The following is a 5429-nucleotide window of genomic DNA, read 5'->3' on the forward strand; positions in this document are numbered from 1 at the left end:
AGCAACGGCACCGATGAAGAGGTTATAGCCCTGGGCATTGAGCATCTCCAGGGTACCGATCGGCTCGAGCTGGCCTTCTTCCATCAGCTGGGTGTATTCCTCGGTGACCACCAGCCGCAGGCGGGCGAACAAGGCGACCACGTTGATCGCGAAGGCGACGAAGAACGGATAGCGCCATCCCCAACCAAGGAAGTCTTCGTTCGACAGCTGCGTGTGCAGGAACAGGAACAGCGACGCAGCAATCAAGAAGCCGGTCGGCGCGCCGAGCTGGCCAAGCATCGAATACCAGCCACGGCGGGCCTTGGGCGCATTGAGCGAAAGCAGCGAAGGCAGGCCGTCCCACGATCCCCCCAGGGCGATGCCCTGCAGGAAACGCAAGGCCGAGAGAATTACGATCACGCCATAGCCATTGGAGGTGTTCGCCGGCAGGAAGGCGATGCAGACCGTGGAGGTGCCCAGCAGGAACAGCGCGGCGGTGAGTTTGGTGCCGCGGCTCCAGTGACGCTGGATCGCCATGAACAATGTGGTGCCGATCGGGCGTGCGATGAATGCGAACGAGAAGATGGCGAAGGCCAGCAGGACACCGTCGACCCGGCTCAAGAACGGGAAGAACACCGCCGGGAATACCAGGACCGACGCGATGCCATAGGTAAAGAAGTCGAAATATTCCGAGGCCCGGCCGATGACCACCCCCACGGCAATCTCGCCGGGGGCCACGGCAGCATGGCTTGTCTGGTGCTGGCGGCGGACGTCGTTTTCCGCGCCTTCGGCACCGTGATGAACTTGTGAAATGCTCGACATCGTGTTCGCCCGGTAGGGGGAGGTGTTGTTTAAAGCATAACCAAGGATGGACCCGAAGACGCGTTAATGCCATGGGACAAAGTGTCCTATCGCCCCGGGCGGCGGATTGGCGTAACTTTTACCGGTCCCAAGGGTATCCACCTCCACCATGCGAATGTTCATGAAGACGTTGCGCGGCTTGCCGGTCCTCGCCCTTGCCCTGCTTTTGTCAGGCTGCAATGCGGTGTTGCTCAGCCCTGCCGGCGATGTGGCCAGGCAACAGCGCGACCTGATTATCATTTCCGTCGTGCTGATGCTCATCATCATCATCCCGGTGATCGTGATGACCTTTGTTTTCGCCTGGAAATACCGCGAATCGAACAAGGCCGCGCACCACGAGTACGACCCGAATTGGAACCACTCCACGGTGCTGGAACTGCTGATCTGGGCGGCTCCGCTGCTGATCATCATTGCGTTGGGCGCGGTCACCTGGACCAGCACCCACAAGCTCGATCCGTACCGGCCGCTGGAGCGCGTCGACCACGTCCGCGCGGTGGCGCCCGATACCAAACCGCTGGTGGTTGAAGTGGTCGCGCTCGACTGGAAATGGCTGTTCTTCTATCCGGAACAGGGCATCGCCACGGTCAACGAGATGGCCGCCCCCGTGGATCGGCCGATCGAATTCCACATCACGGCGTCCACGGTGATGAATGCCTTCTTTGTGCCATCCATGGCCGGCATGATTTATGCCATGCCAGGCATGGAGACCAAGCTCCACGGCGTCATGAACAAAACCGGCAATTTCGAAGGCATCTCGGCCAACTACAGCGGCGCGGGCTTCTCCGACATGCGCTTCGTGCTGCATAGCCTGTCCGACGCGGATTTCGATGCCTGGGTGGCCAAGGCAAAAGCCGATGGCGGCCACCTCGCCCGCGAGGACTATCTCAAGCTCGAAAAGCCCAGCGAGAAAGAACCTGTCCGCTATTACCGCACGGTAGATCCTGGCCTTTACAACGCCATCCTCAACCAGTGCGTCGCGGCAGGCCAGATGTGCATGAGCGACATGGCAAAACACGACCAGCACGATGACCACGGTATGGCTGGCATGGCACCTGCCGGGCACCCGCACGACTAGCGGCAGCCTCTTTCGATTCAAGCCTTAGCGAGTCCGGTAATGAACATGCCCGATGCAGAAAAACTTATCTTCGGACGCCTCACCCTCGAGGCGATTCCGTACCATGAGCCGATCCTGATCGCCACCTTCGCCGGCGTGGCCCTCATTGGCGCGGTCGTGCTCGGCCTCATTACCAAGTACAAGCTCTGGGGCTACCTCTGGAAGGAATGGTTCACCAGCATCGATCACAAGAAGATCGGCATCATGTACATGGTGTTCGGCGTGGTCATGCTGCTGCGTGGCTTCGCCGACGCACTGATGATGCGCGCCCAGCAGGCCATGGCCTTCAACGGCGAGCCAGGCTTCCTGCCACCGCATCACTACGACCAGATCTTCACTGCCCACGGCGTGATCATGATCTTCTTCGTGGCGATGCCGCTGGTCACGGGCCTGATGAACTTCGTGATGCCGCTTCAGATTGGCGCTCGTGACGTCGCCTTCCCGTTCCTCAACAACTTCAGTTTCTGGATGACGGTCGCCGGCGGCGTGCTGGTGATGGCGTCACTGTTCGTGGGTGAATTCGCCCGTACCGGCTGGCTGGCATATCCGCCACTCTCGGGCCTGGAGGCCAGTCCAGATGTCGGGGTGGACTACTACATATGGTCGCTCCAGGTGGCGGGCGTCGGAACCACGCTCTCGGGCATCAACCTGATCGCGACCATCGTGAAGATGCGCGCACCGGGCATGACCATGATGAAGATGCCCATCTTCACCTGGACGTCCCTGTGCACCAACGTGCTGATCGTGGCCGCCTTCCCTGTGCTCACCGCCGTGCTGGTGCTGCTCTCGCTCGACCGCTACGTGGGCACCAACTTCTTCACGAACGGCTTCGGCGGCAACCCGATGATGTACGTGAACCTGATTTGGATCTGGGGCCACCCGGAGGTGTACATCCTGGTGCTCCCGGTGTTCGGCGTGTTCTCGGAGGTCGTCTCCACCTTCAGCCGCAAGCGCCTGTTCGGTTATGCATCGATGGTGTACGCCACGGTGGTGATCACCGTGCTTTCGTACCTGGTCTGGCTGCACCATTTCTTCACCATGGGCTCGGGCGCCAGCGTCAACTCGTTCTTCGGCATCACCACCATGATCATCTCGATCCCCACGGGCGCGAAGATGTTCAACTGGCTGTTCACGATGTATCGCGGGCGTATCCAGTTCGAAGTGCCGATGCTCTGGACCATGGGCTTCATGTTCACCTTCGTGATCGGCGGCATGACAGGCGTGATGCTGGCCATCCCCCCGGCCGACTTCCTGCTGCACAACAGCCTGTTCCTGGTCGCGCACTTCCATAACGTCATCATCGGCGGCGTGATCTTCGGCCTGTTCGCCGGCATCAATTACTGGTTCCCCAAGGCCTTCGGCTATAAGCTCGACCCATTCTGGGGCAAGTGCTCATTCTGGTTCTGGCTGGTGGGCTTCTGGCTTGCCTTCGCGCCGCTGTACGTCCTGGGCTTCATGGGCGTTACCCGCCGCATGAACCACTTCGAAGATCCGTCGCTGCAGATCTGGTTCCAGATCGCCGCCTTCGGCGCGGTGCTGATTGCGCTGGGCATCGGCTCGTTCCTGGTCCAGTTGTGGGTGAGCTACAAGCGCCGCGAGGAACTGCGCGACACCACCGGCGATCCCTGGCACGGCCGCACGCTGGAATGGTCCACCTCCTCGCCGCCGCCGGCCTACAACTTCGCCTTCACCCCGATCATCCACGAGGCCGATGCCTGGTGGAACATGAAGGAGCGCAACCAGCGGCGCCGCACCGAGGGCTACCTGCCCATCCACATGCCGAAGAATACGAGCGCCGGTATCTACCTCGCCGCCTTCGCCTTCGTCGTCGGCTTCGCCATGATCTGGCACATGTTCCTCATCGCGGGCCTGGCTTTCCTCGGCCTGCTGGTGACGGCGATCGGCCACACGTTCAACTACAAGCGCGATTTCCACATCCCCGCCGACGACGTGGCCCGCACCGAGACCGCCCGCACGGAGGCGCTCGCCGCCCATGTCTGATATGAACGCCATGCCTTCCGCGGCCGTCGCCAACAACCAGGACGTCGAGTTCTGGATGAAGGAAGACCACCACCCGGCCAACGGTACGTTGCTCGGGTTCTGGATCTACCTGATGAGTGACTGCCTCATCTTCGCCTGCCTGTTCGCCACCTACGGGGTGCTCGGACGCAGTTACGCAGGCGGTCCCACGGGCGCCGAGCTCTTCGACCTTCCGCTGGTCGCAGTCAATACGACCTTGCTGCTGCTCTCGTCGATCACCTACGGCTTCGCCGTGCTGGAGATGCAGAAGGACCGTCGCGGCACGATGATGGCCTGGCTGGTGGTCACGGGCCTCTTCGGTCTCGGCTTCCTCGGCATCGAACTGCACGAATTCGCCGAGCTCATCCACCAGGGCGCGGGCCCGCAGCGCAGCGCATTCCTGTCGTCGTTCTTTACCCTGGTGGGTACCCACGGCCTGCATGTGACCTTCGGCATCGTCTGGCTGGTCACCTTGCTGGTCCAGGTGGGCCGCTTCGGCCTTACGCCAGCCAACAAGCGCCGCATCCTGTGCCTGTCGATGTTCTGGCACTTCCTGGACGTGGTCTGGATCGGCGTCTTCACCTTCGTTTACCTGATGGGAGCGTTGCCATGAGCGAACATGCGCAATCGCACGACCACCACGATGACAGTGCGCCCCACAGCACGCTGAAAGGCTATCTGATGGGGTTCTTTCTCGCCGTGTTCCTGACGGCAGTGCCCTTCTGGCTGGTGATGGGAAAGGTGATCCCCAACGCGCAGACTCTGGCGGTGGTGATCCTTGTCTTCGCCGCCGTGCAGATCGTGGTGCACATGATCTACTTCCTGCACATGAACGCGCACTCGGAAGGCGGCTGGAACATGCTGGCGCTGATGTTCACGGCGATCCTGGTGGTGATTACGCTCAGCGGATCCATCTGGGTGATGTTCCACCTCAACGCGAACATGATGCCGGGCATGTCCCACGACATGACCGAGCAGCAGGCCAAGAACCTGCCTTGAGCATGAATGCGCCCAACGACACGAAGACGCCGCGCCAACCGCGCGGCGTTTTCGTTCTGGGCCTGCTCGCGGTGTTTGGCATGGCGGTGTTCACGGGATTCATCGCACTGGGAATTTGGCAGGTGCATCGCCGCGCGTGGAAGCATGATCTTGTTGCGCGTGTGGATGCGCGGGTGCACGCCGAGCCGGTGGCGGCGCCGGGCCGTGGCCAGTGGCCGGCGTTGAATGCGGCGAACGATGAATACCGGCGGATGAAACTGACCGGTACCTTCGTGCCCGACAAGAGCGTGCGGGTGCGCGCCAGCACGGAGCTGGGCGCAGGTTCCTGGCTATTGACGCCTATGCGCACCCAGGACGGCGGTGAGGTGATCATCAATCGCGGCTTCGTTGCGACGCCGTGGTGTGGTGGCAAGGCGACCTGTGCGGCAAGCCTTCCGGGCGAGACGACGGTCGTCGG

6 protein-coding genes are annotated in these 5429 nt (G+C 61.7%); 5 read left to right on the forward strand and 1 reads right to left on the reverse strand.

Annotation, left to right across the window (positions count from 1 at the left end; all coding sequences use genetic code 11):
• The coding region (locus tag VK519_RS13050) for an MFS transporter (RefSeq protein ID WP_324350411.1) at positions 1-801 on the reverse strand (801 nt) is incomplete at its 3' end.
• Positions 802-961: 160 nt separating this feature from the next.
• On the opposite strand from VK519_RS13050, the gene cyoA reads away from it, so the two are divergent.
• From cyoA to VK519_RS13075, 5 genes are all read left to right on the forward strand, one after another.
• Positions 962-1915 (forward strand): ubiquinol oxidase subunit II, encoded by a 954-nt coding sequence (cyoA, locus tag VK519_RS13055; protein WP_324350412.1) that lies wholly within the window; start codon positions 962-964, stop codon positions 1913-1915.
• 66 nt (positions 1916-1981) lie between these two features.
• A complete protein-coding gene (cyoB, locus tag VK519_RS13060) occupies positions 1982-3955 on the forward strand; it encodes a cytochrome o ubiquinol oxidase subunit I (RefSeq protein WP_324350417.1) in 1974 nt (657 codons plus the stop codon).
• Positions 3948-4586, forward strand: a complete 639-nt coding sequence (cyoC, locus tag VK519_RS13065) for a cytochrome o ubiquinol oxidase subunit III (RefSeq protein ID WP_414692749.1) — start codon at positions 3948-3950, stop codon at positions 4584-4586. The genes cyoB and cyoC overlap by 8 nt, the downstream gene beginning before the upstream one ends.
• Positions 4583-4972 (forward strand): cytochrome o ubiquinol oxidase subunit IV, encoded by a 390-nt coding sequence (cyoD, locus tag VK519_RS13070; RefSeq protein ID WP_324350414.1) that lies wholly within the window; start codon positions 4583-4585, stop codon positions 4970-4972. Before cyoC ends, cyoD begins: the two co-directional genes overlap by 4 nt.
• Before the next feature lie 2 nt (positions 4973-4974).
• Positions 4975-5429, forward strand: a 455-nt coding sequence (locus VK519_RS13075; protein WP_324350415.1) for an SURF1 family protein, incomplete at its 3' end; no start/stop codon positions are given.

Origin of the sequence: Pinirhizobacter sp. (assembly GCF_035317885.1) — a bacterium.
Classification (GTDB): Bacteria; Pseudomonadota; Gammaproteobacteria; order Xanthomonadales; family Rhodanobacteraceae; genus Pinirhizobacter.